This window comes from Octadecabacter ascidiaceicola (assembly GCF_900185015.1).
Taxonomy (GTDB): Bacteria; Pseudomonadota; Alphaproteobacteria; order Rhodobacterales; family Rhodobacteraceae; genus Octadecabacter; species Octadecabacter ascidiaceicola.
The window spans coordinates 461,108-486,745 of sequence record NZ_FXYD01000001.1 but is presented as its reverse complement, the minus strand read 5'-3'; the positions used below and the strand labels follow the sequence as shown (position 1 = coordinate 486,745).

Here is a 25,638-nt window from a genome sequence, read left to right as displayed (position 1 = left end):
GGCATTAAACCTAACTGGTGGGACGCGTCCCATCGCTGCTCGACTAGGGAATTCGTTTTGGATTTTAACGCAAAACTCGACGCTGCCTTGGAACGTCTTCACACTGAAGGCCGTTACCGCACGTTTATCGATATTGAACGCAAGCAGGGGCAGTACCCGCATGCGGTCTGGACAACACCTGAGGGCGCGCTAAAGGACATCACTGTCTGGTGTGGCAACGACTACCTTGGCATGGGCCAACACCCTGTTGTGCTTGACGCAATGCATGAAGCAATCAACGCAACGGGCGCGGGTTCCGGCGGCACACGCAACATTTCCGGCACGACCGTTTATCACAAACGGCTTGAGGCCGAGTTGGCGGATTTGCACGCCAAGGAAGACGCGCTTTTGTTCACGTCCGCCTACATCGCTAATGATGCGACGCTGTCCACATTGCCGCGCTTGTTCCCCGGTTTGATCATCTATTCTGACGCGTTGAACCACGCGTCAATGATCGAGGGGATTCGCCGCAACGGTGGTGAGAAACGTATCTTCAAGCACAACGATCTGGACGATCTGCGCCGCATGATGGCCGCTGACGATCCGTCCGCGCCGAAATTGATCGCTTTCGAATCTGTCTATTCGATGGATGGTGATTTCGCTCCGATCAAAGAAATCTGCGATATTGCAGATGAATTTAGCGCATTGACCTATTTGGACGAAGTGCACGCCGTTGGCATGTACGGCCCACGCGGTGGCGGCATAGCGGAACGTGACGGGTTGATGGGGCGTATCGACATCATCAACGGCACGCTGGCCAAGGCGTTTGGCGTCATGGGCGGCTACATCGCGGCGAGCACCAAGATGTGTGATGCTGTGCGATCCTACGCGCCCGGCTTTATCTTTACGACGTCCATTCCACCTGCTGTTGCGGCAGGGGCGGCGGCGTCTGTTGCGCATCTGAAGGTCGACCAAGATCTGCGCGATCAGCATCAAACACAGGCAAAAATCCTAAAAACACGCCTTCGCGGGCTTGGTTTACCGATCATTGATCACGGTAGCCACATTGTGCCGCTGATCGTGGGTGACCCTGTGCACACGCAAAAACTGTCTGATATGCTGCTGCAAGATCACGGCATTTACGTTCAGCCCATCAACTTCCCAACTGTGCCGCGCGGCACAGAACGTCTGCGCTTTACGCCGTCACCGGTTCATGGGGCGAAAGAGATGGACGCGCTGGTTGGTGCACTGGACGCGTTGTGGTCCCATTGCGCGCTGAACCGTGCGGAACTCGCAGGTTAAGATCGCCGTATCGGCGGGAAAAGGCGCTTCTGGTTTGCCGCACGTGCAAAATAGTTTTTCTTGTGGTAATAAGAGGGTAAGGAACGCGTATGGGACGAATCGACGCGTTTCAACTGGGGCAGCAACACGAGGGTAACGGATGATCCGGAAAGGGTTCAGACGCGCAAAGGAAGAGCAAGCTGTTGAGACAGTCGGCTTTGACGCGTTCGAATTACGACTTGGTGATCTGATGCGCGGGGAACGCGCAACCATCGGTAAAAGCCTTTTGGACGTTCAGCGCGAGCTGAAAATCAAAGCGGCCTACATCGCTGCCATCGAAAATTCCGACCCAACAGCGTTCGATACTCCGGGCTTTATTGCCGGCTATGTGCGGTCTTATGCGCGCTACCTGAATATGGACCCAGATTGGGCGTTTGATACGTTCTGTACTGAATCCGGTTTTGCAACGGCGCACGGCATGTCCGAGCAAGCCTCTGGCGCTAAGCCTGTGAAAGCTGCGGCTTCCTCGCTTGAGAAAGATATTTTCGCGACACCCGCCACGCCGTTTATCCCAGCAGGGGATGCAATGTTCGCCTCCGTGGAACCGAGGGCCATCGGGTCATTTGCGGTTTTGATCGCACTGATTGGCGGCCTTGGGTTTGGCGGGTACACGGTTTTGCAAGAAGTGCAGAAAGTGCAACTTGCGCCCGTTGAGAACACGCCGACAGTTGTCGCTGACATTGACCCGCTGGCCGGTGGTGGTTTGCCAGCCGCAGATGCGGGTGTGGATGTTGTCGCTGGATTTGACGCGCCGACATCAGAAATTCTTGACCGCCTGTACCGCCCACAAGCGCTTGATGCGCCTGTTTTGGTGCCGCGCGACGGCCCGATCGTAACCCTGAACCCAGCGGCGAATGGTGCCTTGGCGCCAACTTCGGCTGAACGTCCAGGTCTGCTTGAAGACGAAAACACTTCGCTTGCCGGTGTTGGCCCGAATGTCCAAGTCACAGAAAACCCAATTCCGGGCGTGCAGCTTGTTGCGGTTCGGGATGCTTGGGTTCGTGTGCGTGCGGCGGATGGCACGGTTCTGTATGAATCAGTTATGACGGCGGGTGACACCTACAACGTGCCACAAACCGAAGAGCCAGCGACATTGCGTATCGGTGAATCCGGCGCGGTCTATTTTGCTGTGAATGGCGCACATTATGGTCCGGTTGGGCCACGTGGTCAGGTGACATCAAACCTCGCGCTGTCGGTTGATAACCTTACAACAAGCTACGCGGTTGCTGATCTGACTGCAGATAGCGATTTGGCTGAAGTCGTGCGCGTCGCGGAAGTGCAAGTGCAGACACCTGCACAAGACGCCGACCAATAATCCCGAAACAAACTGTCGCAACCCGTTGTTCGCACGCCCTGCGAGGGATAAGTACTGCGTAACACGTCCTGACAGGTGATCTGATGTCGCTGAACCAAATCCGCCCGTGGCGCAATATTTACCGCCGTGAAAGCCGCCAGATTATGGTGGGGAACGTCCCAGTCGGGGGCGGCGCGCCGATTACGGTGCAGACGATGACCAACACGCTGACGCCGGATGTTGAAGGCACGTTGGCTCAAATCAACCGCTGTGCAGATGCTGGCGTTGATATTGTGCGTGTGTCTGTCCCAGATGAAGACAGCAGCGCGGCGATGAAAGAGATTTGCGCGCGCAGCCCTGTGCCGATCGTGGCGGACATTCATTTTCACTACAAACGCGGGATTGAAGCGGCTGAAGCAGGGGCCGCGTGTTTGCGCATCAACCCCGGTAATATTGGCTCTCCCGAACGCGTGCGTGAGGTTATCAAGGCCGCCAAGGACAACAACTGTTCGATCCGTATCGGCGTGAACGCGGGATCGTTGGAGAAGCATCTGCTTGATAAGTATGGTGAACCTTGCCCAGACGCGATGGTGGAAAGTGGCCTCGACCATATCAAGATCCTGCAAGACAACGATTTCCACGAGTTTAAGATCAGCTGTAAAGCGTCTGACGTGTTTATGGCGGCCGCGGCATACCAACAACTTGCTGAAGCCACCGACGCCCCCATTCACCTTGGCATCACCGAAGCTGGCGGGTTGATGAGCGGTACGATCAAATCATCCATCGGTATGGGGAGCCTGCTGTGGGCGGGGATTGGCGACACGATCCGCGTATCGTTGTCCGCAGACCCCGCTGAAGAGGTTAAGGTAGGGTATGAAATCTTGAAATCCCTCGGGCTGCGGCATCGCGGTGTGAACATCATTTCTTGTCCCAGCTGCGCGCGGCAGGGGTTTGATGTGATTAAGACTGTTGAGAAGCTGGAAAAGCGGCTTGAGCATATTAAAACGCCGATGAGCCTGAGCATCATTGGATGTGTGGTGAACGGACCAGGTGAAGCGCTGATGACGGACGTTGGTTTTACCGGCGGCGGCAATGGCGCGGGTATGGTATACCTTGCAGGCAAACAATCCCATAAGTTGAGCAATGACGATATGGTTGAGCATATTGTCGAGCAGGTTGAGGCTAAGGCCGCTGAACTGGAAGCCGTGGCGAAGGCTGAAAGCTAAAGATCGAATTGGCTGCGCCAATCCGATCCGCTGGAGGGCCGGCCCTCCAGACCACCCGGGATATTTTTGAAACAAAGGCAAAGGGTGGGATTTCCTGCCTTTGGATTTGTGAGCTTCCCTATTTGGTGAACGTCGTTCAAGAATTGAGGCGTGAAGATGAAGAAACTGTTGGTCATAGGGATTGCTTTGGTTGCAATCGTGGGTGGGTCTTATTTGAAGGCGCAAGGGCGCGAGATTTCGAGCGAGGTGCCTTGGGACAATCAAGCGGCTGAGGCGGTTTTGTAACAGCACTTGGCCGAACGTTTTCTTGACGGGACGCCGGTTGGGGTTCTGAATGAGATGCTCGAGCGTGAGTGGTTCTCACTAGTTTCAGACGATCGTGGTCAATCAACGCCGACTGGGGACGGTTTACGCTATGCGAGCTGCGGTGTTGTAAGGTTCCTTATCGGCTGTTCCACGCGAGTTTCTTTGAGGTGGGAACAGCGCGACGGGCAAGTCTTTGAGATGGAAGGGTATATGCACCAAAGGTGCCTATAGTTTAGCCGTCTTCGCGTTCTTCGGCGACGATCTTGCGCATTTGCGCGAGGTCGACATAGCCGCGCACCAGTTGGTCACCAAATACGAATGTCGGGGTTCCTGTGATCTGCATGCGGTCGCCAAGAGCACGATTGGTGGCTAGTACTTCGCGCACCGCAGGGCTGTCCATTTCGGCCATGATCGCGTCTCCGTCCAGATCGAACGCCGAGGCGAGGGCCGAGAGGCTGGCAGGTGTCACATCAGAGCGCATGTTGATCAGTGCGTCAGAAACCTGCTTGTAGGCTACATCCCCAGCAACGATCTTGGTGGCGACGGCAAATTGGGATGCGATAACCGACTGTTCCCCCAGAATGGGGAATTCTTTGGTGATGATGCGGATGTTGCCGTCCGTTTCGATCAGCTCGGCGACTTCTGGATGTGCGCGGCGGCAGAAGCCGCAGCGGTAGTCGGTGAATTCAATGATTGTGATATCGCCGTCAGGGTTGCCACCGACGTATGAGAACCCGTCATCCACCAATGCGTTCATATTTGTCGCGACCAGCTGATCGTCGCGCAGCAGTTCGGCTTGCGCTTGGCGTTCCTCTAGGACTGCGATGGCTTCCATCAAGACTTCCGGATTTTCCAGCAAATAGGCGCGGACTTCGGCGCGAAATTCTGTGCGCTCTGCGTCGGTCATCGCGTCTTGGGCGAACACGCTGGACACTGTCATCATCAGTGCAGAAAAAGTGGACGTCAGGCGCATTGGAAACTCCGATTAAGAACTATTGAGCAGCAGAAAGCACGTCTTGCGCGCGCTGCCAAGGGGCGGATCCGCGCGGCAGGCGGTCTGCGGCCCGTCTGGCGTGCACAATCGCGTCATCTAGGCGCCCTTGAAGGGCGTAACGTTCTGCGGTGGCCAATGACGCTAGGCCGGGTTGGCCTGTGCGGGCATAGGCTTGGCCCAAGTCACGCAGGGTGCTTGATGACTGCCCGTCGAGCGCGCGGGACCGCTCCAGTGCGCGCACTGCGCGCGAATTTCCATCCGCAGTGTCCAAGGCCAAAAGCGCACGACCATAACCCGCAAGGATCAAAGGTTCGTTTCCATTGAGGGACACAGCATTTTGATAGGCCTGAACAGCAGGGCCGGGTTGGCGGCTTTCGAGGAGGATTTGACCGTACAGTTCATACCAATAGGCATCATTTGGATATTGCGCGAGAAGGGACTGCATTTCGCCAATGGCACGGTTCGCGTCGGCTTGGCGGTGATAGGCCACAGCACGGCGCATTACGCCAATGGGGCTGTTGTCATTGCGCGTGCGGCGTATGGTCCAACCGGGGTTTTGAACGAACGCGCTGAGTTTGCCTTGCGCGCGGGCGAACCAGAAATCGGCGTTTGCATTTACTTCAGCAGCGCGTGGGTTGGCAGCGGCCAAACCACGTAGCGCGCGGATGCGATCATTGGTTAGGGGGTGCGTGCGGGCATAGGGGTCTTGGCGCGAAACGGACAGGGCCTCTTGGCCTCGGAATATCTCTAGCACTTCGATTGCGGCGGCGGGGTCAACGCCTGCGCGAAGCATAAAGCGGATGCTGGATTGATCAGCAGCGGATTCTTCGGCACGAGTATGGGAAAAGAACTGACGTCGCGCTGAGCTGGCAGCCCCAGCAGCGATACCACCGGCAGCACCTGCATTGTCAGATGCCAAAGCAACTGCGAGGGCGAGAGCAATGCCAAACCCAGCAGCCGTATTCGCACCACGAAGATTGGTGAGGCGACGTGAGATATGGCCATTGGATATATGCGCCGCTTCATGTGCAATAATGGATTGCAACTGCGCGGCTGAAGTTACGCGCTGAATTAGGCCTGAATGAATGAAGATCGCGCGGCCATTGATGACAAAGGCGTTCAACCCGCTGTCATTCACAATCAGAATGCGCACGTTGTTGGGGTTCAGCCCCGCGGCCCGCAAGATTGGCGCGGCCAATTGATCGAGACTGTGTTCGATATCGGCATCGCGGATCAGGTTTACAGCATTTGCAGGCATCGCGAGGCTGGTAAACGCCAAACATGCGCTCAGACAAAGTGACAAGATCGAGAGGCGCATTGACGGGCTCCGGCTGGACAGGGCAAACAGGGTTCAAAGAAGAATAGGGCGGGCAGTATGCGAAACTCAAGGCGGGGCGACGTTGATCCCTTCATCGTGATGGATGTGATGGAACAAGCGCGTGCAGCGGAAGCGGCAGGGCGCCATATTATCCATATGGAAGTGGGCCAGCCGGGGACGGGTGCGCCTAAAACGGCGATTGAGCGATTGTCCGCTGACATGGCGGGGGACCCGCTGGGATATACGGTTGGGTTAGGGTTGCCGGAGCTACGTGCACGGATCGCGCAGCATTACCACGATTGGTATGATCTGGAATTGGACCCTGAACGCGTGGTTATCACGGCTGGCGCGTCGGGTGCATTTTTGTTGGCGTTTTCGGCGCTGTTTGACACGGGCGAACGGGTTGGCCTCGGGGCGCCGTGTTATCCGTCCTATCGTCAGATCCTGAAAGCACTGGACTTGGTTCCGGTTGATATGCCGACAACATTGGAAGCGCGGATGCAGCCTGTTGCTGGTGATGTGGTCGCGCATGACTTGGCTGGGTTGATCGTTGCGTCGCCAGCAAATCCGACGGGAACAATGTTGGATATTGACGCGATGCGCGCGCTGGCAGAGGCATGCGAGGCAACAGGTGCCGCGCTGATAAGCGATGAGATTTATCATGGGTTGGGCTATGAGGGCCGCGACGTAAGCGCACTTGAGGTGACGGACGAGGTCTATGTCATCAACTCGTTCTCCAAGTATTTCTCGATGACGGGTTGGCGGGTTGGCTGGATGGTTGTGCCACAAGACCACGTCCGCAAAGTCGAACGCCTCGCGCAGAATATGTTCATTTGCCCGTCCCATGCGTCCCAACGGCTGGCGCTGCATGCAATGGACTGCGCGCCGGATTTGGATTTGAACGTTGATGTGTATCGCGCCAATCGTGCGTTGATGCTAGAGGAACTCCCCAAGGCCGGCTTGGACAAGTTTGCGCCGCCAGACGGCGCGTTTTACGTCTATGTGGATGTGTCTGATTATACCGACAACAGCCTTAACTTCTGTCGGGAAGTCCTTGATAAGGCAGGTGTTGCGATTACTCCGGGTCTCGATTTTGACCTTATTGGCGGGCACAAATGGGTGCGATTGTCTTATGCGCGCTCAACGGAAGATATTCGTGAAGGGCTCGAACGATTGAAGACTTTCATGGATCAGCTGAGGGGCAAGAGTTGAAGGTATTTGCCAAACTAAGACGCGTGTTTTGCGCGACCTTGGTCCTGTTGGGCGGAGCTGTTGGTGCGCAGGAGTTTTCCGCGCTCGCACGGTTGGACGTGACCCAATCGGGTGCGGACGACGGGTTTCGCCACACTGAGGTTGAGCTGTTTTTGTCCCAACCTGTTCCCTATCGCGTGTTCACCTTGGATGAGCCTATGCGCTTGGTGATGGATTTTCGCGAAGTAGATTTTCGCGGCGCTGATGCGGGCGCATTCACTCAAAGTGATTGGATCTCAGGTGCGCGGTTCGGTGGTTTACGCCCTGGTTGGTCGCGTATGATCTTTGATCTTAGTTATCCGGTGCGGGTCGACGAAGCTGGGATGCGCGTGAACGAGGTCGATGGGACTGCGCGTATTGGTGTGGTCTTGAAATCCACATCGGCTGAGGAATTTGTAGCAGCATCTGGCGCACCCAATGACCCAAATTGGGCGTTTTTTATGGCAGCCGACCCTGCGACGCCAGCACCTCAGGCCGATGATGGGCCTCTCGTGATTGTTATCGACCCTGGCCACGGTGGGATCGATCCCGGTGCGGATGTTGGCGGTGTGCACGAAGCAGACGTGATGTTGGCTTTGGGGTTAGAGCTTGCCGCAGCATTGGGCCGGATTGAAGGGGTTCAACCCGCGATCACACGCGCCGAAGATATGTTCGTGCCGTTGCAAGAACGCCTGACGCTGGCCCGTGGTGCAGGGGCGGATTTGTTCATTTCGCTTCACGCCGATGCATTGGAGGGCGATCAGGCGACAGGTGCGTCGGTCTATACGCTCACCAGCCAAGCTGCGGCAGATGCATCATTGCGCATGGCAGAGCGCCACGAAAAGGGTGACTTGCTTGCGGGCGTTGACCTTACGGGGCAGGGCGACGAGGTCGCGCTGATTTTGCAAGACCTTGTGCGTATCGACACAGCCGCCGCCGGAGAGCGATTTGCCAGCCAGTTGGTCACGGCAATGGAAGATACGGGTACGGTTCTGAACACGCGCCCACGTCGACGCGCGCCTTTGGCTGTTTTAAACGCTGCTGATTTCCCGTCTGTTTTGCTAGAAGTTGGCTTTTTATCCAATCCTGACGATCGGGCTCGTCTGACAACTGCGCAGGGCCGCGCGCCGATTGTTGCGGCTGTGACATTGGCCGTCGGACGTTGGGCGATTGAAGAAGCCGCGCTAGAGCCGCTTATCCGCCAGTAAAACGCGCCAACCAGATACTGTGGCCATGACAGTTCGGGTCTTCGGCGCGAAAGCTGATGACTTTGAAATTATTGGCGATCAGAAGTGCGCGGTATTCATCGGGCGCCAAGCTGGAATGGTAGACCTGTTCGTTCACGGCATGGCCCCAAACTTCGCCGTCAGAGGTACCCGATGTGAACATCAGCGCAGCGTTTGGTGCCGCGTGCGCGGCAAAGATCGGGAACATGGCGCGCTGTGCATCTTGGTCGAGGTGGAAGAAGCTATTCCACGCAAGAATGGCGTCGAAACGCTCGCCCAGATCAAGGGTTCTCATATCCGCGTGAATGGCGCGGGCGTTCGGCAAGGTCGCCGAAAACAGATCGACCATTGTGGGCGCCCCATCAACACCCGTTACGGCAAGTCCGCGATCAGTCAGATATGTTGCAATCGGCGCACCGGGACCGCAACCCAAATCAAGGACCCTACGTTGAGAAATATTGCGTGGTGTTATGCCTAACATTCTGTCCAACCAAGGTTTTTCGAAAAGCGACTTGTTACGCAGCGCCTGAAAGTCGGCCGCCACGCGATCATATGTCGGGAGGATGTCTGCGGGTGTAGATTGGGTTTCCATAGTGCTGGTTTGGGCTGTGAATGCGGGGCGCACAAGCCGGTTACAGGTTACCCCAATGTAACAGGCGGGAATTGGCCAGAAACGGTGTTTGGCCTTTTGACGCCAAGCTGCATTCTGCCTATAAGCAGGGCAATTCTACCAAAGGGCGGTCTGCCACATGATCTTGCGATTCATCTTCTCGTTCTTTGGCGGCATCTTTTCGATGCTTACGCTTGGTGCGGGCATGGCGGCCCTGACGCTAGGTGCGATTTTTTACATGTATGGTCGCAACTTGCCGACCTATGAAACCTTGGCGAATTATCAGCCCAAGACGATCAGCCGTGTCTATTCTGGCGAAGGGCAAGTGATTGATGAATTCGCTGAGGAACGCCGTTTGTTCACGCCAGCGGAAGAAATTCCGGACATCGTGAAGCAGGCGTTCATTTCCGCTGAAGATAAGAACTTTTACACCCACGATGGGTATGACCTTCGCGGAATCGGCGCCGCCTTGGTTGAAGCTGTCGTAAGCCGCGGTGAAAACCTGCGTGGTGCGTCAACGATCACACAGCAGGTTGCCAAGAACTTCCTTTTGGATGGTTCGCGTCGTGTTGAACGCAAAATCCAAGAGATCATTCTAGCGCCTCGTATCGAGGAAACTCTGGGCAAAGAGGGCATTCTTGAGCTTTATTTGAACGAGATCGACCTTGGTGTGCGCTCCTTTGGGGTAACAGCAGCGGCGCGTTCGTACTTCAATAAACCATTGTCAGAATTGTCTCCGGCTGAGGCGGCTTTCCTCGCGGTGCATCCCAAAGCGCCCTACAGCTACCATCCAGTACGCAACCGCGAAGCGGCGCTTGAACGCCGTGATTTCATTCTCGAAGAGATGTTCGAGAACGGCTACATCAACGAACAAGAACTGGCTATCGCCTTGGCCGACCCCATTCGTACGGTACAAAACGGCGACTTCCCGAGTGCTCGTTCAGAACGCCCGCCGCGCGACTACTTCACTGCAGCCATTGTGCAAGAAGTCGAAGGCTTGTTTCCGGATTATGAAATGAATTCTGCCGGTCTTGCGATCCGTGCGACGGTGGATGAATCATTGCAGGCTGCGGCGCGCGAAGCGTTACAACGTCAGTTGGAAAGCTATGACCGCGGGATTGGTCGTTGGCGTGGCACGGGGCTGACGTTGCCTGTTGAAATGCTAACCGACGAAGACACATGGCGCGCGAACCTGCGTATTGCACCTGTCATGCGTACGATCACGCTGGAAAATACGTGGTATCCTGCTGTTGTGCTTGAGGTTGGTGAAGACCAGATGCGCATGGGGATTGAGGGCTGGGAGATCGGCGACGAAGAGCCGATCATTCCACGTCGTGATATCGAATGGATGCGCGGCGGGTTTGCTGACAACTTTGCACCGGGCGATATCGTTTACGTGCGCCGTATGATGACGGGCGACAATGGCGCGGGTGACTTCATTCGCTGGACGCTGCGCCAAGTGCCAGAAGTACAGGGCGCTTTCATGGCGATGGATGTGAACACCGGTCGCGTTTTGGCGATGCAGGGTGGCTTTGGCTATCAGATCGCGATTTCGGAACTTAACCGTGCCTATGCCAACCGCCAGCCGGGTTCCGCATTCAAACCTTTCGTCTTCGCGGCTGCCTTGGATTCAGGCTATACTCCCGCGACCATCGTCGTTGACGCCCCGATCGAGGTTGTCGCTGGAGGCGAGATCTGGCGCCCGATGAACGCGTCTGACCGGTTCTATGGCCCGACGCCATTACGCACAGGGATTGAGCAATCGCGAAACGTTATGACCGTGCGTTTGGCACAAGAGGTCGGCATGCGCACTATTGCGGAATATGCCGAACGCTTTGGCGTCTATGACCGGATGAACGCGTATTTGTCAGCCTCTCTCGGGTCCGAGGAAACCTCCCTTTATAAACTTGTCGCGGCCTATGCGATGTTTGCCAATGGTGGTGAACGTGTTGAGCCAACTTTGGTTGACCGCGTGCAAGACCGAAATGGCAACACGATCTATCGCCATGACCAACGCGTTTGCGCGGAATGTTTGGATGCTACGCTCGAGCAGGGCCGTGGCCCACGCATCGCATCCAACCGTGAGCGCGTGATGAATGCTGTCACGGCCTATCAACTCACGTCCATGATGGAAGGCGTTGTGCAGCGCGGGACGGCGCGTTCTTCCATCAACCTGTCCGTGCCGATCGCTGGTAAGACGGGTACAACGAACGATGCCAAAGATGTTTGGTTCGTTGGGTTTAGCTCTAACATTGTGGCCGGGTGCTACATTGGTTTTGACACGCCACGTTCCCTTGGTCGTGGTGCATCGGGTGGCGGTCTTTGCGGCCCGGTATTTAACAGCTTTATGCGCACAGCGATCAACGAATACGGTGGCGGTGCATTCCGCGCACCAGAAGAATGCCTGTTTATCAAAATCGACCGCTTCACAGGGGCACGCTTGCCCGATAGCGCAAGTGGCGACAACGTTGTTCGCGAATGTTTCCGCCAAGACGAAGAGCCAGTTTTCGGTATCACGTTTGACGGTGGTTTCGCGATGGCAGCTGATTTACCGCTATTTGACGAAGTGAGCCCACCAGCAGCCGTAAGCGTGACAACGTCAACAGGTGAAACTGCGACCATCAACTCCAATGCGTCCTTCGGGTCGTTGTCATCTGGCGGTTTGTATTAGGGTCTTGGGCCGATTGCCCAGCCAACTGGGATAGGTTAGACCCTGCACAACCCTTTGACATAGAAGTCTGATATGCGCGCTGAAATCCAAACGATCGTTACTGAAATCGAAAAAAGCCTGACGCTGCTAGAGCAGCGCATGGACTGGGAAACTGCGCCCCATCGTCTAGAAGAATTTGACGCCCGTGTTGAAGACCCCAACCTTTGGGATGATCCCGACGCAGCACAAAAGCTGATGAAAGATCGTCAAGCCTTGGTGGACGCGATCGCGAGCTATGAAAGCATCAAGCAAGAGCTGTCCGATCAACAAGAGATGATCGAGATGGGCGAGATGGAAGATGATGCAGACGTCGTCACCGAAGCGGAAGAGGCGCTGAAAGCCTTGAAGGTGACCGCTGCCGCGAAAGAGCTGGAAGCGTTGCTGAACGGCGAGGCGGATGCCAACGACACGTTCCTTGAGATTAACTCAGGTGCTGGTGGCACAGAGGCCTGTGACTGGGCGGCGATGCTGGCGCGGATGTATATCCGCTGGGCGGAGCGCAAGGGTTACAAGGTTGAACTGCAGTCTGAAAGTGCGGGCGAAGAAGTTGGCATTAAGTCGGCGTCGTACAAAATTTCCGGTCACAACGCCTATGGTTGGTTGAAGTCTGAAAGTGGCGTGCATCGTCTTGTGCGGATTTCACCCTTTGATAGCGCCGCCAAACGGCATACGTCGTTTACTTCGGTAAAAGTCTATCCGGTCGTGGATGATAACATCGAGATTGAGGTCAATCCTGCGGACATTCGTATCGATACATATCGCTCGTCAGGCGCGGGTGGACAGCACGTCAACACGACCGACTCTGCGGTGCGGATCACGCACGCGCCGACTGGTATTGTTGTGACGAGTTCCGAGAAATCCCAACACCAGAACCGCGATATCGCGATGAAGGCGTTGAAGTCTCGTCTGTACCAAATGGAACTGGACAAGCGCTCTGCACTTGTGAACGAAGTGCATGAGAACGCGGGGGATGCGGGCTGGGGCAACCAGATCCGGTCTTACGTGTTGCAGCCGTATCAAATGGTGAAAGACCTGCGCACCGCCCATGAGACGTCTGATACCAAGGGTGTACTTGATGGTGACCTCGATGCGTTCATGGGCGCGACTTTGGCGATGGACGTAAGCGGCAAAAGCCGTGCGGATGCAAACGCTGAAGACTGATCCGGTCCTGGGATTATAGATGCATTTCGCCTGCGGCGGGCGGGGGGCAAAATTTTTGAAAAATTTTGCAGCGCTTGCAGCGGGCGAGTATTTTCGAGCCAAAGAAAGATATGGGGTGCTTGACCTGAGGTGTTTGCCGCTCAATTCTAGTGGCGGAGGATCACTATGTCACAAGCAGAACTACCAGCCGCATCTCCTATACCGAAAATCGGGACCGTAACCCTTGCTGAAGTTTGGGTTTGTTTAAAGGCCGGGCTTGCGGATTTTCGGGCCGCACCGCAGTTTGGGCTCTTCTTTTCGGCGGTTTATGTTGTTGGTGGATTTGTGTTGCTGTGGCTTGGGGCTGGGCACGTGTCGTGGACCTTGGCTACGTCGCTGGGGTTTCCGTTGGCGGCGCCGTTCGCGGCTGTGGGCCTTTATGAAGTGTCACGCCGCCTAGAGAGCGGGGACTCCTTGGACTGGCGCGAAATTCTCGGGGTGGTTTGGAAGGAACGGACCAAGCAGGTGCCGTGGATTGGCGCGATTATCCTGTTCTACTTTTTGTTCTGGACCTTTCTGGCGCATATGATTTTTGCGTTGTTCATGGGGCTGAGCGCGATGACGAATGTGTCGACGTCTTGGGACGTGTTTTTCACGTCAAACGGGTTGACGATGATCGCGGTTGAATTGGGCGTCGGTGGGGTATTGGCATTTCTGTTGTTCTCGCTGACCGTTGTGAGCCTACCGTTGGTTTTGGACAAAGAGATCGATTTCGTCACGGCGATGTTGTTGAGTCTGTCCTGCGTGAAGGCGAATTTTCGCACGATGCTGGTCTGGGCCGCGATTATTGCGGTGTTGACGTTCTTGGCGTTACTGCCGTGGTTTTTGGGGCTTGTCGTTGTGTTGCCCATGTTGGGGCATGCAACGTGGCATATGTATCGGCGTGCGCTTTACAGCCCTGTGTAGTTTGCCTTGAAAAAGGGGCCAGCGTTTGCACGCGGCCCCCGTTTCGAAATTATGTAGGTTACATTACGCCTTTGGCGGAGCAGCCTTGGTTGCTTTCGCGCCGCCAGAACCCAGTGGGTCATCCTGACGCTGAACGGAGCCTTCAAAGTGGGCGCCGGATTCAATCGCGATGGTCTTGTGGATGATGTCACCCTCAACACGTGCAGTGGATGTCAGGCGCACCTTTAGGCCGCGCACGGTGCCCACTATGCGGCCGTTGACGACAACGTCGTCTGCCATGCATTCGCCGTTTACTGTGGCGCTTTCACCGATAGTCAGCAGGTGCGCGCGGATGTCGCCGTCAACTGTGCCTTCGATCTGGATGTCGCCGGATGTCTTCAGGTTACCCGTGATGTGCAGGTCCGTGGACAGCTGGCTTGCCGGTGGCTTTGCCTTTGGTGCGGAGGATTTGAAATCGCTCGCAGAAGGGGCAGGGGCCGGGCTTGCAGGCTTGGCAGCCGTGTCTGGCGTTGCGGGTGTGGCAGTGTTGCCAGGCTCATTGATTTTGCTTTTAGAAAACATCTTGTCCAGCTCTTATGTAAATCATTGGGTTAACGGGGCGTCCGCCTACGCGGATTTCATAGTGCAGGTGCGGTCCGGTTGAACGACCAGAGTTACCAATATCACCAATGCGGTCCCCACGCGAGAGTCTTTGTCCAACTTCTACGCGCATTCTGCTTTGGTGCGCATATCGTGTCTCGATGCCGAAGGCATGCTGTACCTTGACGAGGCGCCCATATCCTGAGGACCAACCCACAAAAGTTACCACACCGTCCGCCGGAGCGTAGATTGGCGTTCCAATTGGGGCGGCAAAGTCAGTTCCGTTGTGCATTCGGCCCCAGCGCATGCCGAAACCGGACGTAAACCGGAAACCAGAGCGCACGGGCATGTCGAACGGAATCCGTTCAGCCGCGATGCGATAGAGGTTCAATCGGTCCATAGACCCGAGAATCCCGTTGGCACGTGCTGCGTCGGGGTCTTCACCGCCGCCACGTGTCGAAAATTGAAGCGGGGTCAGCGGGCCACCGGAACCGGAATAGCCGCGACGGACCTGTGCAAGCACGTCGTCAGGGTTCATGCCAGCGGCGCGGAACATGTTGTCGAGAGGTTCAACAGAAACTGTAAACGCATCCTCAAGCTGACGGAAAATCTGGTCGTTGCGTTCTTGCAAGAGGCGCAGTTCAAGCTCCATCTCAGAAGCGCGGCTTAGGGCGAACTCAGCGTCGCTTGCGATTTGATCGCGTTCTGCGGCGGTGTCTGCAAGGGCAGTGGCCAACAAATCAACCGTGCCATCAGCCTGTCCAGCTTGGGCATATCCAAGTGGGGTTTCGCCATCACCACTCATCGCGGCTTCTAGTGCGGCAACCTGATCTTGTGCCGCTTCACGCTCACCCATGGTGCGGCGCAGCGTGACCTGAACCACTTCGAGGCCGGTTTCCAGTTCACGGCGGCGGTCTTCTGAACGCAGCAATTCGGACTGCATCAGGGAAATCTGTTCGAGGGCGGAGGAAAAACGGGCTTGGGCGGCGACGGCTTCGTTGGCACGCACGTCGCGTTCTGTGGATAGGGCGTTCAGGCGATCTTCGTAAGTAGCTTGATCCCGTTGTGCTTGGGCGCGGAAGTTACCGGCGCCGATGCTGTCCATTAGAAGAACAGCGGTCGCGATGATCGTCCAGCTGACGATAAGCGCACTACCAGCCCATGCAACCAGCTGCGTTTCCGGTTTGAGGCGGATAAACCGAGTTTCAGTGTCAGACCGCAGAAACAGGCGCTTCTCGGGAAAGCGCTTTTCCAAAGCCACATGCAGTTTATGTATAAGCCGAGCTTTCACGTAGGTTTCCTGATCCCATCCCTGTCCATTAACGCAACCCCCAACATCACGTCTCGACTGTGTTAGCGGGTGGCTGAATCTCTGGCAAGGTTTTTGCCCAAAATATTGAATATTCAGCAAGATAGGCAGCATTCCGGCAGCAATTCGCCCATTTATCTAAAGGTAAGCAGCCCCAAGTTGTAGCTAGCCGGAAGATTGCTCGGCGAGGGGCCAGTAAAAGTCGGGCGGAATGCCTGCTTCGGCTCGCTTTTCCTCGTTGAAGGGGGGCTTTAGCGTTGTGTGGAAATATTTGCGGACGAGGTTGTGAAAAACGGGTGTCGGATCAAGGTTGTCGCGGCCACATAGGAAATGGAACCATTTTGAACCGTAAGACACGTGGTGGACTTCTTCGGCGTAGATGACATCCAGCGCTTCAACCGCTTGCTTGTCTTTGGCTTGCTGGAAAATCTTGATCATGCCGGGTGTCACGTCGAGGCCGCGTGCCTCAAGGACCATGGGAACAACGGCGAGGCGGCCCATAAGATCGTTGGCCGTGTCTTCGGCTGCGCGCCACATGCCAGCATGGGCCGGAAGGGCGCCGTAATGGGACCCATTAGCTTCAAGACAGTCGCACATCAGGTTGAAATGTTTGGATTCTTCGTCAGCGGCTTTGACCCAATCGTCATAGTAGCCAATGGGCATCGGGGTGTCTGAAAACCGCGCGATGATGTCCCAGTGAAGATCAACCGCGTTCAATTCGATGTGGGCCACAGCGTGTAGAATTGCGATGCGACCTTCAGGCGTGCCGGGTTTGCGGCGCGGGACATCGCGCGGGTCCAACAGTTCTGGCTGGGCAGGGCGTGCGGGCATATCGGGCGGGGACGCTGTTCCAATTTCGGGCGCTTCACCTGCATCGCGCGCGGCTTTCCAAGCGGCGGCGTATTCGCGTGAGATCGCGGTCTTGGAGCGGCCATCGGGCGTGCGCAGAACGTCGTCTGCCATTTGTGCGAGTGGTTTCATGGCGTGGGAATTACCGACACCTATCTGGATGCACAACACTTCACGTCGAACAAATGATTGATGCACATCAAGGTGCGCTGCGCTGGTTCTGTTAGGTTTGCTTTGGCTTAAAACCAAAGGAGCACGAAATGTTTGAGAAAATTGCCGTCGGTTTCGATGGATCTGAACCCTCTGAACGTGCGTTGACGCTCGCGTGTGATTTGGCGGGCAAATACGGATCAGAAATCCACCTTGTTTACACTCCGCAGCCGCCAACTGTCGCTTATGCGATGGGGGCGATACCGGGATATCAAACGGCTGCGATTATGCCGGCAGCCGAAGAAGTGAGGGAAGCCAACAAAAAGGTGATGGCGCAAGGCAAATCTATTGTTGAAAACTGCGGTCAGACGTTGAGCGAAACACACATCAAAACCGGTGATCCGGGAGATGTGCTGGTGGGTTACGCAGAAAGTTGCGGCGCGGATTTGATTGTTCTCGGGCGGCGCGGTCTAGGCGCCTTGGGGGCAATTGTCCAAGGCAGCACGTCGGTGCGTGTTAATCACATTGCAAAATGTGCAACGTTATCAGTAGTTTAAATAGCGTCCCTCACTAATGGCCTCGCGGGTTAAAGCCCGCGAACGGCTTCTAATACATCTTCTACATGGCCAGGGACTTTTACCTTGCGCCAGACGCGGACGATCTTGCCGTCCGCAATAAGAAAGGTTGCGCGCTCGATTCCCATGAAGACTTTGCCGTACATCTTTTTCTCACCCCAGACTCCGTAGCGCTCGCACAGATCTCCATCAGCGTCCGACAGAAGTGCGATCTTGAGGTCGTGTTTGGTGATGAACTTTTCATGTTTTGAGACTGTATCTTTGCTGACGCCCCAAATCGTCGCGCCGCTTTGTGCAAATGCCTCGAGCTCTGCCGTGAACCCAATCGCCTCAGTGGTGCAACCAGGCGTGTCATCGCGGGGGTAGAAATACAGCACCAATGGGCCTGTTATGTCCGCTAGCGTTACAGTTTCACCGCCATCTCGGGGCAGGGTGATTGCGGGGGCCGCGTCGCCAATCTGAAGTTTTGACATATGTGATCCAATTTGCGTTTCATTCCCTTTGCCTTCTACCGCGTGAAAGGCGATTATGCACCCCAATGAGTGAGAGCAGCGCACCAAAAGAAGATGAAGTAGACGTGGAGGCGAAACCCCGCCGTCCGCGCCGCTTGTCTATTTGGTGGTGGCTGCGTGCGGTCGTGTTGATTATCGGGACGCCGTTGATCATGGCGCTGATCGCGGCCGTGATGCTTATCGGGCACGAAGTTACGGCTCCATCCTGGATCGTGCGCGATGTTGAAAAGCGTGCTACCGAAGTCCTCGCTGGGGGCTCGCTCGGGTTCGGATCGATGAAGTTCACAGTCGGGCAGGACTTGCATCCACGTCTTGTTTTGCAGGACGCAACGCTTTGGGATGCTGAAGGGGGTGTTCTTGCGCGCGTTCCCCGTATCGAAGGTTTGATTTCCCCACGCGGCGTTTTGCAAGGGCGGGTTCTTGCACAAGAGATAAAATTACACGGCGCACAGATATCGTTGCGACGCGCAAGGGATGGCACCGTCGCGCTTGCATTTGATCAAGGTGCCACTGCGATTGGCGCCGCGGATGGTTTTGTGGGTCTGCTGGACCAGATTGACCGGGTTTTCGAAGAAGGCGCACTGGAAGCGCTTGAAGAGGTGCGTGCTGATGGGTTGATCATCAATTACGTTGATGCGCGTGCACGCAGATCTTGGGTCGTTGATGACGGCCGCATTGAGCTTGACGTGAATGACGGTGACCTTCAGCTGCGGGCTGACGTGGCCCTGTTATCGGGGCGGGCCTATGTGACCACGGCGGCGTTGAGCTACGAGTCTTTGCGTGGCAGTCGATCGGCTGAAATTGGGTTGAACATTACGGACGCGGCAGCGCCTGACATCGCAAGCCAATCGCCATTGCTGGCGTGGCTGGGCGTGTTGGATGCGCCTATTTCAGGCGCGGTGCGGGGGCATTTGGGGGAAGATGGTGAGCTATCCGATGTTTCTGCATCATTGCAAATTGGTGCGGGGGAGCTTCAGCCGAACTCGCAAACGCGCCCCATCCCATTTGAGTCCGCGCGGACCTATCTAAATTACGATCCAACTGATGAGCGGCTTTCGTTTGATGTACTTGAAGTAAATAGCGCGCTTGGAAACGTAAAGGGTACTGCGCAAACCTATTTGCGCGAGTTTGAAGATGGCCGGCCTTTGGCGTTGCTTGGGCAAATCCAACTGTCAGAGATGACAATTGCGCCGGAAGTTATCTTTGATGATCCGGTTGATGTTACACAGGCGAACTTGGATTTCCGCCTTCGGCTTGATCCGTTCACCCTAGATATCGGGCAGGCGGTGCTTGAGAGCGGCGATACTCCCGTTTCGCTACGCGGCAGGATCACGGCGATTGCTGACGGGTGGGTGGTGTCACTGGATGGCAGCATGGCTGAGATTGCCACGGAGCGAGTGATCGCGCTTTGGCCTTCCAATCTTGGAACTAAGACGCGCGACTGGCTAGCGGCGAACGTTAGCGCCGGTGTTCTGCATGACACGTCCATTGCGTTTCGAGCCCGCCCTGACACCGAGGCGACGTTTGCAATGACGACCGGGTTTCGCGACGCCACCGTCGGCTATATTCGCAACGTTCCACCGGTTGAAAACGCCCGTGGTGTTCTGTCGATTGTTGACCGTCGCATGGCGTTAACACTTGATGACGGATATGTCTCCGCGCCAGAAGGCGGGCGCATTGATATGGCGGGAAGTAGTATGGTTATCCCGCGCACAGGCATTCCAAATCCGCCTGCGCGGTTTGATCTTGAATTGGCAGGGGCTGTCACAGCAGTTATGGCAATTCTAAACCTTGAACCGTTTAACGTTCTTCGCAATTCCGATCTGCCTGTTAGCTTTGCGCAAGGTCGCGCTGATATTAATGCGTTGGTTGAAACGCCCTTGGGACGTGGAATTAGCGCAGATCAGAGGGTTTGGTCCGCCTCTGCTCGTGTTCGAAATGTGCGTTCGGATGCTCTGGTTCCAAACCAAACATTAACCGCGTCTGAGCTGCAAGTGCGGGCGAACCCGACCAGTTTGGTAGTGAGCGGCCCTATTCAGTTGGGCGATGTCGGCGGTACAGGGACGTTTTCACGTGCGCTTGGGGCCGGATCAGAAGGAACTGCGCGGGTTGAAGCGAACGTCACGATTGGTCCTGCGTTCCTAGAGGCGTTCAACGTTAATTTGCCAGATGGAATGGTCAGTGGGCAATCACCGGCCCAGATCGCGATAGATCTAAGTAACCCCGGAGCCGCGTCTTTCCGGCTGACGTCAGATTTGCGCGGTTTGGGGTTGTCGCTGGCTGGGGCGGGGTGGTCCAAGGCGCGAAGCGCTGTAGGTGCGTTGACGGTTGTTGGACAGCTTGGCTCGGCACCCCGTGTAGATCAGCTGTCGATTTCCGCACCTGGTTTGCAAACAACCGGCACGATCCGTCTGGCCTCTGGTGGCGGTTTAGAACGCGCAGCGTTTGAGCGCGTGCGGCTGGGCGGTTGGCTAGACGCGCCTGTCGTGCTTTTGGGGCGTGGTGCAGGGCGCCCTGTTCAAGTTCAGATCGCGGGCGGCTCGCTTGATCTAAGGTCTGCCAATTTTGGGACCGGTGGTGGTGGCGAAGGAGCGCCAATGGAAATCACCTTGGATCGTCTGGTGGTTACCGACAGCATACAGCTCGACAATTTTCGTGGCACATTCACATCGCCTGCTGGCTTACAGGGGGAATTTCAGGGGGATGTGAACGGAACAGCACCCATTCGCGGAACAATGGTGCCAATTGATGGGCGTTCAGCGGTCCGTATCGTTACGGATGACGCAGGTGCGTTGTTGCGCGCGACACGTCTTTTGCGAAATGCCAACGGAGGCGACCTGCAACTGACGCTTATTCCCGCGGGCGCTGAGGGCAGCTATGACGGAACATTGGTTGGGAACAATTTGCGGGTAATGGACGCACCAGCATTGGCGTCTTTGTTGGATGCGATTTCGGTGGTTGGGTTACTGACCCAGTTGGATGGGCAGGGGCTGTTGTTCACTGACGTCGATGCGAAGTTCAGGCTGACGCCTAACCAAGTGATCGTTACGCAGTCCAGCGCCACAGGGCCGGGTTTGGGGATTTCGTTGGATGGCATTTATTCAACAGCAGGACAGACGATGGATTTCCAGGGCGTGGTGTCACCCTTTTACCTGCTCAACGGCATCGGGTCGATTTTAACGCGGCCGGGCGAGGGGCTGATCGGGTTTAATTTCAATCTGCGTGGTCCCGTTGACAACCCGCAGGTTCTGGTCAATCCGCTGTCTGCACTGACGCCGGGAATGTTCCGTGAAATATTCCGCCGCGCGCCGCCGACTGTGGACCAATAGGACGTGACATGAAGCTAAGCGAATTTGACTTTGATCTGCCGGAACGCTTGATCGCCGTGCGTCCAGCCGTGCCGCGCAGTTCCGCCAAGATGCTGGTCGCACAAGGTGCGCGAACTCGTGATATGATTGTAACCGATCTGGTGTCGGTGCTGCGGTCAGGCGACCATTTGGTGCTGAATGACACGAAGGTTATTCCCGCGCGGCTGTTCGGCGAGCGGACCCGTGACAGCGAACATGGAAGCGGTGTTGCGAAGATCGAAGTGACTTTGCTGGAACCGCAAGCGGATGGGACATGGGCCGCGTTGATCAAGCCGTTGCGCAAAGTGCGCGATGGTGAGACGATTGTGTTCTCACCCAGTTTGTCTGCGACCGTTAAGGCGCGTGATGACGGGATGGGCTTTCTTGAATTCAACCTTAGCGGAGACGATTTTGATGCCGCCTTGAACGAGGCCGGCGCGATGCCTTTACCGCCCTACATTGCTGCCAAACGGGCGGCGGATGAGCAAGACAAAGACGATTATCAAACCGTCTGGGCCGCCAAAACGGGGGCGGTCGCCGCACCTACTGCTTCGTTGCACTTTGAACAATGGTTGCTGGATGACCTTGCCGCGATGGGGGTGAAGTTCAGCTATGTGACACTGCATGTGGGCGCTGGCACGTTCCTGCCTGTGAAGGTGGATGATGTGTCCGAACACGTCATGCATTCCGAATGGGGACAGGTCAGCGCGCAAACGGCGGCGGCTGTGATGGTAACCAAAGCCGCTGGCGGGCGCGTGATCCCCGTGGGCACCACCGCGTGTCGGTTGATTGAAACCGCAGGGCGTTCAGGTGTGCTTGAGGCATGGGAAGGGGATACGGATATCTTCATCACCCCAGGGTTTGAATTTCAAATTGCCGATGGTTTGATGACGAATTTCCATTTGCCAAAGTCTACGTTGATGATGCTGGTGAGCGCGCTGATGGGCCAAGACTGCATTCGCGAGATTTATGCCCATGCGATTGCGAACGACTACCGGTTTTTCAGCTATGGTGATGCGTCGATTTTGCTGCCTTAGGGGTAGCCACTTGCGTAGCCCATCTAGTTCCGTACAAACTTTGATGAAATGCCAACAGGTATGTTCTGAAGAGATTAAAAGGGATTGAAGATGTCAGAAAACAAAGACGAGCAAGATGGGCATTCGAAGGACTATTCCAAACGAGTTCCTCTTGAACGTGGAGTAGAGTTATCTAATTTCTTAAACGAACGTGCTGGGGGGCAGGAGAATGACACTTGTCCTGTCTGCAACGATTCCAGGAATGTAGTGCTTGATACCGAATACGCGATTCCAATCGGCCAAACAGAACCTTTGATAGGGTTGGGAGGCTATGCACCGGCATACGCAACGGCTTGCGTTAATTGTGGTTACATGCGGTTTTTTAGTAAAAACATGCTTGATAAATTGCTGGCGGACTCCAAAAAGTCCGACGACTCAAAGGTGGTTGACTAATGGCAACTGTAAATAAGACTGGCGCGATAATCGAGAACACATACCATTCATTGAACGAAGAAGTATGTCCGGTCCCCAAAAGCGCAATACTAGAGAATTCATCCTCAGCGCTAGAGGAAATATGGCAGTTTTCGGTTGGTGGATTTCTGTTTTCAGGGGCATTTTGGCTTGGTTTGGAGAGGCTTCTAACCGTGGGTAAAGATGACGCACTTTTCCTTGCATGCATAGCGTTTGTTATTTGTGGCGGCGTTTTAGCTGTATCTGGTTACCGTCAGGCACAGCGACGTGTGTCTCGACTAGAAAAGTATATTCCGAACGATGATTCCTAGCCGGCTTTTCCAACCTCCATTCCGTTACTTAACCAATGCGATGATCTTCGACAGTAATTGTCTGTTCGATTATTTATAAGTATGCGGGAAGGTGGCGCATTGGCCGATTTCGCCATTAACATGTCGCTCTTAAGTGCGATGTCATTGATCGTGGGCCCCATGACTAGGGTATCAGGCGGAATCGTTTTCCAAAGGGCGTGCTATGTTTAAGGTTTTTATCTCTTCTTGGGCGTTGTTCCTCGGCATGTTCATGTTGATGGTCGGTAACGGCTTGCAGGGGACGTTGCTGGGTATTCGTGGCGGCATTGAGAACTTTTCGACGTTCGAGATGTCGATCGTGATGTCGGCCTATTTTGTAGGCTTTCTTGGCGGGTCGCGTCTTGCGCCTGAAATGATCCGACGGGTTGGCCATGTGCGGGTGTTTGCGGCTCTTGGGTCAACGATTTCAGCTGTATTAATCCTATATCCGGTGTTGCCCGAAGTCTGGGCGTGGACCATGGGACGTGTCGTGATCGGGTTCTGTTTCTCGGGCGTTTATGTGACGGCTGAAAGCTGGCTAAACAATTCGGCCACCAATGAAACGCGCGGCCAGTCCCTTAGCATCTATATGCTGGCGCAAATGGCGGGCATCGTTTTAGCCCAAGGTATTCTGAGCCTCGGGGACGTGAGCGGTTACATTTTGTTCATTATTCCATCGGTTCTGGTGTCTTTGGCGTTTGCGCCGATCTTGCTTTCAGTCGTGCCGACACCGTCGTTTGACACGACACGCCCTATGAAGATCAAAGACCTTGTCCAAACTTCGCCACTGGCGTCAATCGGGATGTTCCTGCTTGGCGGTGTGTTCGCGGCACAATTCGGGATGACGGCTGTTTACGGCACCCAAGCCGGACTGAGCGTGGCGCAGATTTCACTGTTGGTTTCGGTAATCTACATCGCAGCGCTTGTCGCGCAATATCCGATTGGTTGGGCGTCGGATCGGATGGATCGCCGTGTTTTGATTATTGGAACCGCCGCGTTAGGCGGGGCAGGCGCTATGTTGGCTGCGATGTCGGGGGGGAATTTCTACGTTATTCTGGTTGGCGCCGCACTTGTGGGCGGTACGTCCAACCCGCTCTATGCGCTCTACATTGCCTATGCGAATGACTTCCTTGAGCACGAAGATATGGCGGCTGCATCGGCAGGCTTTATCTTTATCAACGGGGTCGGCGCGATCACGGGCCCAATCTTAATTGGTTACGTAATGGGAGTGTTCGGGGAAGCGGCATTCTGGGTTGTTGTTGCATTGCTGATGTCGGCAATGGCGCTTTACGGGGTCGTTCGAGTACTGCAACGACCAAGCGAAACATCGGTCGAAGATCAGGTTCCATACTCGCCCGTTATGGCCAATGCGTCACCAGTTGCGATGGAGTTGGCGCAAGAAATCTATATCGATGCGGAACTCGATGAACAGGCAGACAATGAAGAAGATCCATCCTAACGGTTGCCAGATCAAACCGTTTCTGCAACTTTCCAATTAAAGAGCCAGTTAAAGGCTCGGATAACGATTGAAAGGGTTGGCGATGGTCACGCCTGAGCAGGTATTATCGTACTGGGTTGATGAAGTCGGACCGAAAGGCTGGTACGTCGGTTCAGAAGAGCTCGACGCGCAAGTGCGTGAGAAGTTTGAAGAAACTTGGCACGAAGCACAAACCGGTTCGTGCGGTCTTTGGCTGACGTCTCCGGTTGGCACGCTAGGGTATATCGTTCTTACGGATCAATTCCCTCGCAATATGTTTCGCGGGCATGCAGACTCATTCGCGACTGACAAAAGTGCGCGTGCGGCCACGAAAGTCGCCATCGAACGCGATTGGGATATGCGTATTCCTGAACCCGTCCGTCAGTTTTTTTACATGCCGCTCATGCATTCTGAAAACCTGATCGATCAGGATCGCTGCGTGCGTTTGATGAAAACACGCTTGCCGGAAACCGGCGTGGACAACTTGCGCCATGCTTGTGCGCACCGTTTGATCATCCGCCAGTTCGGCCGTTTCCCATTTCGCAACGCGGCGTTAGGGCGGACGCCAACCGCTGCTGAGACGTCATGGATTGCCGAAGGAGGCTATGCGGCGGCATTGCGTGCTGTCGATGAAAAGGCTGCTGCTAGCTAAGTCCACTTAACCATATCGTAATGTATGGAAGG

The 25,638-nt window shown here is 55.5% G+C and carries 22 protein-coding genes; 15 read left to right on the top strand and 7 right to left on the bottom strand.

What is annotated here, in order from left to right; translation table 11 throughout:
- The first annotated feature begins 57 nt into the window (after positions 1 to 57).
- The 4 genes from hemA to OCA8868_RS16835 all read left to right on the top strand — a co-directional run bounded on the left by hemA (position 58) and on the right by OCA8868_RS16835 (position 4,125).
- Positions 58 to 1,281 (top strand): 5-aminolevulinate synthase, encoded by a 1,224-nt coding sequence (hemA, locus tag OCA8868_RS02325; RefSeq protein WP_093994929.1) that lies wholly within the window; start codon positions 58 to 60, stop codon positions 1,279 to 1,281.
- Positions 1,282 to 1,420: 139 nt separating this feature from the next.
- Positions 1,421 to 2,635 carry a helix-turn-helix domain-containing protein gene (locus OCA8868_RS02320; RefSeq protein ID WP_093994928.1) on the top strand — a complete coding sequence of 405 codons (1,215 nt, stop codon included), beginning with the start codon at positions 1,421 to 1,423 and terminating at the stop codon, positions 2,633 to 2,635.
- Between the two features lie 83 nt (positions 2,636 to 2,718).
- The gene (gene ispG / locus OCA8868_RS02315) at positions 2,719 to 3,840 is read left to right on the top strand and encodes a flavodoxin-dependent (E)-4-hydroxy-3-methylbut-2-enyl-diphosphate synthase (RefSeq protein WP_093994927.1); all 1,122 of its coding nucleotides are present in this window, start codon (positions 2,719 to 2,721) and stop codon (positions 3,838 to 3,840) included.
- 156 nt (positions 3,841 to 3,996) lie between these two features.
- Positions 3,997 to 4,125 carry a hypothetical protein gene (locus OCA8868_RS16835; protein ID WP_281253581.1) on the top strand — a complete coding sequence of 43 codons (129 nt, stop codon included), beginning with the start codon at positions 3,997 to 3,999 and terminating at the stop codon, positions 4,123 to 4,125.
- Between the two features lie 253 nt (positions 4,126 to 4,378).
- On the opposite strand, the gene OCA8868_RS02310 is transcribed toward OCA8868_RS16835, so the two are convergent.
- Both OCA8868_RS02310 and OCA8868_RS02305 read right to left on the bottom strand, forming a co-directional pair.
- Complete coding sequence (locus OCA8868_RS02310) at positions 4,379 to 5,119, bottom strand: DsbA family protein (RefSeq protein WP_093994926.1); 741 nt, start codon at positions 5,117 to 5,119, stop codon at positions 4,379 to 4,381.
- Positions 5,120 to 5,138: 19 nt separating this feature from the next.
- The gene (locus tag OCA8868_RS02305; RefSeq protein WP_093994925.1) at positions 5,139 to 6,458 is read right to left on the bottom strand and encodes a M48 family metalloprotease; all 1,320 of its coding nucleotides are present in this window, start codon (positions 6,456 to 6,458) and stop codon (positions 5,139 to 5,141) included.
- 57 nt (positions 6,459 to 6,515) lie between these two features.
- Between OCA8868_RS02305 and OCA8868_RS02300 the strand changes: the two genes are divergently transcribed.
- Together OCA8868_RS02300 and OCA8868_RS02295 are read left to right on the top strand one after the other, a co-directional pair.
- Positions 6,516 to 7,670, top strand: coding sequence for a pyridoxal phosphate-dependent aminotransferase (locus OCA8868_RS02300; RefSeq protein ID WP_093994924.1), 1,155 nt, complete (start codon positions 6,516 to 6,518; stop codon positions 7,668 to 7,670).
- Positions 7,667 to 8,896, top strand: a complete 1,230-nt coding sequence (locus OCA8868_RS02295) for an N-acetylmuramoyl-L-alanine amidase (protein ID WP_245847994.1) — start codon at positions 7,667 to 7,669, stop codon at positions 8,894 to 8,896. Before OCA8868_RS02300 ends, OCA8868_RS02295 begins: the two co-directional genes overlap by 4 nt.
- Here the strand turns inward: OCA8868_RS02295 and OCA8868_RS02290 are convergent.
- A complete protein-coding gene (locus OCA8868_RS02290) occupies positions 8,883 to 9,506 on the bottom strand; it encodes a class I SAM-dependent methyltransferase (protein WP_093994923.1) in 624 nt (207 codons plus the stop codon). The two genes, OCA8868_RS02295 and OCA8868_RS02290, sit on opposite strands and share 14 nt — an antisense overlap.
- Positions 9,507 to 9,663: 157 nt before the next feature.
- Between OCA8868_RS02290 and OCA8868_RS02285 the strand changes: the two genes are divergently transcribed.
- The 3 genes from OCA8868_RS02285 (at position 9,664) to OCA8868_RS02275 (ending at position 14,340) form a co-directional block, all read left to right on the top strand.
- The gene (locus OCA8868_RS02285) at positions 9,664 to 12,195 is read left to right on the top strand and encodes a penicillin-binding protein 1A (protein WP_093994922.1); all 2,532 of its coding nucleotides are present in this window, start codon (positions 9,664 to 9,666) and stop codon (positions 12,193 to 12,195) included.
- Between the two features lie 72 nt (positions 12,196 to 12,267).
- Positions 12,268 to 13,395, top strand: coding sequence for a peptide chain release factor 2 (gene prfB / locus OCA8868_RS02280; protein WP_093994921.1), 1,128 nt, complete (start codon positions 12,268 to 12,270; stop codon positions 13,393 to 13,395).
- 165 nt (positions 13,396 to 13,560) lie between these two features.
- Entirely contained in the window at positions 13,561 to 14,340 is a 780-nt protein-coding gene (locus OCA8868_RS02275) for a DUF2189 domain-containing protein (RefSeq protein ID WP_093994920.1), read from the top strand.
- Between the two features lie 63 nt (positions 14,341 to 14,403).
- On the opposite strand, the gene OCA8868_RS02270 is transcribed toward OCA8868_RS02275, so the two are convergent.
- The 3 genes from OCA8868_RS02270 to OCA8868_RS02260 all read right to left on the bottom strand — a co-directional run bounded on the left by OCA8868_RS02270 (position 14,404) and on the right by OCA8868_RS02260 (position 17,209).
- Entirely contained in the window at positions 14,404 to 14,901 is a 498-nt protein-coding gene (locus OCA8868_RS02270) for a bactofilin family protein (RefSeq protein ID WP_093994919.1), read from the bottom strand.
- Positions 14,891 to 16,210, bottom strand: coding sequence for a M23 family metallopeptidase (locus OCA8868_RS02265; protein WP_179214749.1), 1,320 nt, complete (start codon positions 16,208 to 16,210; stop codon positions 14,891 to 14,893). The genes OCA8868_RS02270 and OCA8868_RS02265 overlap by 11 nt, the downstream gene beginning before the upstream one ends.
- 183 nt (positions 16,211 to 16,393) lie before the next feature.
- A complete protein-coding gene (locus OCA8868_RS02260) occupies positions 16,394 to 17,209 on the bottom strand; it encodes a ferritin-like domain-containing protein (protein ID WP_093994918.1) in 816 nt (271 codons plus the stop codon).
- A 128-nt stretch (positions 17,210 to 17,337) separates the two neighbouring features.
- On the opposite strand from OCA8868_RS02260, the gene OCA8868_RS02255 reads away from it, so the two are divergent.
- Complete coding sequence (locus tag OCA8868_RS02255) at positions 17,338 to 17,784, top strand: universal stress protein (protein ID WP_093994917.1); 447 nt, start codon at positions 17,338 to 17,340, stop codon at positions 17,782 to 17,784.
- A gap of 29 nt (positions 17,785 to 17,813) precedes the next feature.
- Here the strand turns inward: OCA8868_RS02255 and OCA8868_RS02250 are convergent, their stop codons facing one another.
- Positions 17,814 to 18,275: a peroxiredoxin gene (locus OCA8868_RS02250; RefSeq protein WP_093995487.1), complete on the bottom strand. Its 462-nt coding sequence runs from the start codon at positions 18,273 to 18,275 to the stop codon at positions 17,814 to 17,816.
- Positions 18,276 to 18,340: 65 nt separating this feature from the next.
- Between OCA8868_RS02250 and OCA8868_RS02245 the strand changes: the two genes are divergently transcribed.
- From OCA8868_RS02245 to OCA8868_RS02225, 5 genes are all read left to right on the top strand, one after another.
- Positions 18,341 to 21,643 carry a YhdP family protein gene (locus OCA8868_RS02245; protein WP_093994916.1) on the top strand — a complete coding sequence of 1,101 codons (3,303 nt, stop codon included), beginning with the start codon at positions 18,341 to 18,343 and terminating at the stop codon, positions 21,641 to 21,643.
- An 8-nt stretch (positions 21,644 to 21,651) separates the two neighbouring features.
- Positions 21,652 to 22,698, top strand: a complete 1,047-nt coding sequence (queA, locus tag OCA8868_RS02240; protein ID WP_093994915.1) for a tRNA preQ1(34) S-adenosylmethionine ribosyltransferase-isomerase QueA — start codon at positions 21,652 to 21,654, stop codon at positions 22,696 to 22,698.
- A 90-nt stretch (positions 22,699 to 22,788) separates the two neighbouring features.
- On the top strand, positions 22,789 to 23,130 hold the full coding sequence (locus OCA8868_RS02235; RefSeq protein WP_093994914.1) for a hypothetical protein: 342 nt from the start codon (positions 22,789 to 22,791) through the stop codon (positions 23,128 to 23,130).
- 531 nt (positions 23,131 to 23,661) lie between these two features.
- Positions 23,662 to 24,936 (top strand): MFS transporter, encoded by a 1,275-nt coding sequence (locus OCA8868_RS02230; RefSeq protein WP_093994913.1) that lies wholly within the window; start codon positions 23,662 to 23,664, stop codon positions 24,934 to 24,936.
- Between the two features lie 82 nt (positions 24,937 to 25,018).
- Complete coding sequence (locus tag OCA8868_RS02225) at positions 25,019 to 25,606, top strand: DUF924 family protein (protein ID WP_093994912.1); 588 nt, start codon at positions 25,019 to 25,021, stop codon at positions 25,604 to 25,606.
- Positions 25,607 to 25,638 lie beyond the last annotated feature (32 nt).

Bases quoted from the DNA above. Each gene is read 5' to 3' on its own strand.
- OCA8868_RS02320 (WP_093994928.1), top strand. From the start codon at position 1,421: ATGATCCGGAAAGGGTTCAGACGCGCAAAGGAAGAGCAAGCTGTTGAG.
- ispG (WP_093994927.1), top strand. From the start codon at position 2,719: ATGTCGCTGAACCAAATCCGCCCGTGGCGCAATATTTACCGCCGTGAA.
- OCA8868_RS16835 (WP_281253581.1), top strand. From the start codon at position 3,997: ATGAAGAAACTGTTGGTCATAGGGATTGCTTTGGTTGCAATCGTGGGT.
- OCA8868_RS02310 (WP_093994926.1), bottom strand. From the start codon at position 5,119: ATGCGCCTGACGTCCACTTTTTCTGCACTGATGATGACAGTGTCCAGC.
- OCA8868_RS02305 (WP_093994925.1), bottom strand. From the start codon at position 6,458: ATGCGCCTCTCGATCTTGTCACTTTGTCTGAGCGCATGTTTGGCGTTT.
- OCA8868_RS02300 (WP_093994924.1), top strand. From the start codon at position 6,516: ATGCGAAACTCAAGGCGGGGCGACGTTGATCCCTTCATCGTGATGGAT.
- OCA8868_RS02290 (WP_093994923.1), bottom strand. From the start codon at position 9,506: ATGGAAACCCAATCTACACCCGCAGACATCCTCCCGACATATGATCGC.
- OCA8868_RS02285 (WP_093994922.1), top strand. From the start codon at position 9,664: ATGATCTTGCGATTCATCTTCTCGTTCTTTGGCGGCATCTTTTCGATG.
- prfB (WP_093994921.1), top strand. From the start codon at position 12,268: ATGCGCGCTGAAATCCAAACGATCGTTACTGAAATCGAAAAAAGCCTG.
- OCA8868_RS02275 (WP_093994920.1), top strand. From the start codon at position 13,561: ATGTCACAAGCAGAACTACCAGCCGCATCTCCTATACCGAAAATCGGG.
- OCA8868_RS02270 (WP_093994919.1), bottom strand. From the start codon at position 14,901: ATGTTTTCTAAAAGCAAAATCAATGAGCCTGGCAACACTGCCACACCC.
- OCA8868_RS02260 (WP_093994918.1), bottom strand. From the start codon at position 17,209: ATGAAACCACTCGCACAAATGGCAGACGACGTTCTGCGCACGCCCGAT.
- OCA8868_RS02255 (WP_093994917.1), top strand. From the start codon at position 17,338: ATGTTTGAGAAAATTGCCGTCGGTTTCGATGGATCTGAACCCTCTGAA.
- OCA8868_RS02250 (WP_093995487.1), bottom strand. From the start codon at position 18,275: ATGTCAAAACTTCAGATTGGCGACGCGGCCCCCGCAATCACCCTGCCC.
- OCA8868_RS02245 (WP_093994916.1), top strand. From the start codon at position 18,341: ATGAGTGAGAGCAGCGCACCAAAAGAAGATGAAGTAGACGTGGAGGCG.
- queA (WP_093994915.1), top strand. From the start codon at position 21,652: ATGAAGCTAAGCGAATTTGACTTTGATCTGCCGGAACGCTTGATCGCC.
- OCA8868_RS02235 (WP_093994914.1), top strand. From the start codon at position 22,789: ATGTCAGAAAACAAAGACGAGCAAGATGGGCATTCGAAGGACTATTCC.
- OCA8868_RS02230 (WP_093994913.1), top strand. From the start codon at position 23,662: ATGTTTAAGGTTTTTATCTCTTCTTGGGCGTTGTTCCTCGGCATGTTC.
- OCA8868_RS02225 (WP_093994912.1), top strand. From the start codon at position 25,019: ATGGTCACGCCTGAGCAGGTATTATCGTACTGGGTTGATGAAGTCGGA.